The sequence below is a fragment of the Nocardioides sp. genome, assembly GCF_031422975.1.
GTDB lineage: Bacteria > Actinomycetota > Actinomycetes > Propionibacteriales > Nocardioidaceae > Nocardioides.
In genome coordinates, this window is sequence record NZ_JANPEO010000520.1 from 1 (window position 1) to 3,674 (window position 3,674).

The window sequence follows — 3,674 nt, forward strand, 5'->3', positions numbered from 1 at the left end:
GGCATCTCCGGGCCCAGCCCACGACTGGAGGGCCGGCTCGACGAGCTCGGCCACCGGCTGCTGGCTCGCGCCAGCCAACTCTCCACCCTGCTGCGCGGCAGCACCCACGAATCGGTTCCCGGCACGGCACACAACGAGGAGGTGGTCGCATGACTCCCGAGGAGATCCTGCAAGGCCTGTACGACGAGACGCTGGTCGGCAACGCCCCCCGCGTCCTCGAGCTGACCAACGAGGGACTCACGCTCGACATGGAGCCCCAGACCCTGCTGTTCGACGCGCTCATCCCGTCGCTCGAGGAGGTCGGCGCGCGCTTCGAGCGGGGCGACTTCTTCGTCCCGGAGATGCTGATCGCCGGCCGCGCCATGGCAGGCGCGATGGAGCGCCTCCGACCGCTGCTCGCCGAGACCGGCGTGCAGACGGTCGGCAAGTTCCTGATGGGCACCGTCAAGGGCGACGTCCACGACATCGGCAAGAACCTCGTCAACATCATGCTCGAGGGCGCCGGCTTCGAGGTCATCGACCTCGGAGTGCAGGTGGCGCCGGAGAAGTTCGTGGCGGCCATCGAGGAGCACCAGCCCGACATCGTCGGCTTCTCGGCGTTCCTCACCACCACGATGCCGATGTTCAAGGCCAACATGAACGCGCTCGAGAAGGCCGGCATCCGCGGCGACGTGATCGTGATGGTCGGCGGCGCCCCCGTCACCCAGGAGTACGCCGACGCGGTCGGCGCCGACGGCTATGCCGCCGACGCCTCGCAGACCGTCCGCCGCGCCAAGGCCCTGCTCCAGGACAAGCGCGCAAAGGTGCCCGCCTGATGGCGGCCCCCCGGCTCGAGACCGTGCTGCGATCGGCCACCCAGCAGGTGGTCATCGGGCACGACACCCGCTTCTGCCTGATCGGTGAGCGCATCAACCCGACGGGCCGCAGGATCTTCCAGGAGCAGCTGCGCGCGGGCGACCTGTCCGCGATCGAGCGCGACGTGAAGGCCCAGGTCGAGGGCGGCGCCGATGTCCTCGACATCAACATGGGCGTGCCGCTGACCGACGAGGCCGATCTCCTGGCCCGCGCGATCATCCTGGTCCAGGAGCTCAGCGACAAGCCGATCTGCATCGACTCCTCCGTGGTGGAGGCGCTCGAGGCCGGGCTCTCGGTCTACCAGGGCCGGGCGCTGGTCAACTCGATCACCGCCGAGGACGAGCGGATGGAGCAGATCCTCCCGCTCGTCAAGAAGTACGACGCCGCGATCATCGCGCTGCCCAACGATGCCGACGAGATCCCGATGGAGGTCGAGAAGCGGATCGTGCTGACCCGCAAGATCATCGAGGTCGCGACGAAGGAGTACGGCATCGCCGCCGCCGACATCGTCATCGACCCGCTGGCCATGCCGATCGGCGCCGACCAGGAGGTCGTCAACACGACCCTGGAGACGATGCGTCGCATCCGCGAGGAGTTCGGCGTCAACATGACGTGCGGCGCGTCGAACGTGTCGTTCGGGATGCCGTCCCGGCACGCCCTCGGCGCGGCCTTCCTGCCGATGGCGATGACCGCCGGGCTCACGAGCGCGATCATGGACACCCGGACGCCCGAGATCGTCGAGGCGGTCAAGGCCGCCGACCTGCTGCTCGGCCACGACGAGTGGGGCGGCGCGTGGATCTCAGCCCACCGGGCCCGGCAGGCAAGAGAAGCGGCAGCAGCCCAGTGACGTCACGGTGAGCGACGGGCCCGACTTCTCCCTCGCGGACGTGGCCCGCGAGGGCCTGATCGAGCCCTCGGGGGCCGAACCGGCCAACCACGACGGCACCGGCCGGGTCGACCTCGCGTTCACGATCCACAGCCTGGCCGAGGGCGGCGCCGAGGTGCCGCCGACGCAGCGCGGCGTACGCGTCCCCCCGGGCGTGACCGTCTTCGACGCCGCGTCCTGGAACGGCATCGCCATCGACTCGACCTGCGGCGGTCACGGCACCTGCCACAAGTGCAAGATCCGCGTCGAGGGCGGCCAGGTCCCCATCACCCGCCATGACGTGCGCACCTTCAACAGCGAGCAGATCGCCCAGGGGTGGCGGCTCGGCTGCCTGGTGCAGGCCACCCGCAACCTCGCGGTCGAGGTGCCACCGCTGACCACGCGACCCAAGGCGGCGACGGTCGGCATCGGGCGCCAGGTGATCCTGCGCCCGGCCGTGCAGAAGAGGTACGTCGAGCTCCAGGAGGCCACCCTCGCCGACCAGCGCACCGACCTGGCCCGGCTGACCGACGCGATCGACGACCTCGAGCTCACCGCCGACCTGCACGTGCTCCGCCGACTCTCCACCGTGCTGCGCGAGGCCGACTTCAAGGTGACCGCGGTGATCGTCGACGAGGATCTCATCGACGTCGAGCCGGGCGACACCAGCGCCCACCGCTATGCGATCGCCTTCGACCTCGGCACCACGACCGTGGTCGGGACGCTGCTCGATGTCGGCACCGGCACCCCGCTCGCCGTCACGTCGATGCTCAACAAGCAGCAGCCCTTCGGTGGCGACGTGATCACCCGCATCAGCGCGACGATGATGGACAAGGACACGCTGGGCCGCCTGCAGGAGGCTGCGGGTGCCACCCTGGCCGAGCTGGCCGGACAGGTCTGCCGACAGGCGGGCATCGATCCCGCGCAGGTCTACGAGGTCGCGATCGCCGGCAACGCCACGATGACCGCGCTGGCCCTGGGGATCGACCCCGAGCCACTCGGTGTCGCACCGTTCGTGATGACCAGCGCCCAGCCCCCCTCGGTGCTCGCCGCCGAGCTCGGCCTGACGCTGCATCCTCGGGCGCGCGCCTTCTTCTTCCCGGCCCTCGGGGCCTACGTCGGCGGCGACATCGTGGCCGGCATGCTGGCCACCGGCATGGACCGCGACAAGCGCACCCGGCTCTTCATCGACGTCGGCACCAACTGCGAGATCGTGCTCAGTGACGGCGACACCATCTTGTCCACCGCCGCACCGGCGGGGCCGGCCTTCGAGGGCGGCGCGATCCGGTGCGGGATGCGCGCCGCGGACGGCGCCATCGAGGTGATCAAGCTCGATCCCACCGCGCTCGGCGACGAGCCGGCCGTCACCCTCGGCGTGATCGGCGACGTGGAGCCTCGCGGGCTGTGCGGGTCCGGGCTGGTCGACGCCGTGGCCGAGCTGGTGCGCGTTGGCCTGCTCGACAGCTCCGGCCGGATGGTGCCCGACGAGTCGGCCAAGGAGATCGCGCCCGCCCTGGCCGACCGGTTGGCGAAGATCGGCGAGGAGCGCGTCTTCCTGCTGCACCGGCCCACCCCGGAGACCGAGCCGGCGGAGTGTGTCTACCTCTCGCAACGCGACGTCCGAGAGCTCCAGTTCGCCAAGGCCGCGATCTCGACCGGCTGGACGCTGCTTCTCGAGCAGCTCGGCCTCGAGCACCGCGACGTCCAGCAGGTGCAGCTCGCGGGTTCCTTCGGCAGCTACCTCTCCACTGCCTCCGCCGTCCGCAACGGTCTCGTACCCAAGCTGACGGTCCTGCGGATCGTCGCCGCCGGAAACGTCGCCGGCGAGGGCGCGAAGATGGCTCTGCTGTCGGTGCGCGAGCGCGCCGGCGCCCGGCCGCTGCTCGAGTAGGTGGCCTATGACGAGCTCTCCGACCGCCCCGAATTCAACGACAAGATCGTCGACCAGCTCTCG

At 70.3% G+C, this 3,674-nt stretch carries 3 protein-coding genes; all 3 read left to right on the forward strand.

Annotated features, from left to right (window positions below; all coding sequences use genetic code 11):
- Window positions 1-149 precede the first annotated feature (149 nt).
- Genes RMO85_RS15555 through RMO85_RS15565 form a run of 3 tightly spaced genes read left to right on the forward strand, consistent with a single transcriptional unit; the run spans window position 150 to window position 3,611 of the window.
- A complete protein-coding gene (locus tag RMO85_RS15555) occupies window positions 150-815 on the forward strand; it encodes a corrinoid protein (RefSeq protein WP_310529631.1) in 666 nt (221 codons plus the stop codon).
- Window positions 815-1,702, forward strand: a complete 888-nt coding sequence (locus RMO85_RS15560; RefSeq protein WP_310529632.1) for a dihydropteroate synthase — start codon at window positions 815-817, stop codon at window positions 1,700-1,702. Before RMO85_RS15555 ends, RMO85_RS15560 begins: the two co-directional genes overlap by 1 nt.
- Window positions 1,703-1,709: 7 nt before the next feature.
- Complete coding sequence (locus RMO85_RS15565) at window positions 1,710-3,611, forward strand: ASKHA domain-containing protein (RefSeq protein WP_310529633.1); 1,902 nt, start codon at window positions 1,710-1,712, stop codon at window positions 3,609-3,611.
- Window positions 3,612-3,674: the final 63 nt, after the last annotated feature.

Bases quoted from the DNA above. Each gene is read 5' to 3' on its own strand.
- RMO85_RS15555 (WP_310529631.1), top strand. From the start codon at position 150: ATGACTCCCGAGGAGATCCTGCAAGGCCTGTACGACGAGACGCTGGTC.
- RMO85_RS15560 (WP_310529632.1), top strand. From the start codon at position 815: ATGGCGGCCCCCCGGCTCGAGACCGTGCTGCGATCGGCCACCCAGCAG.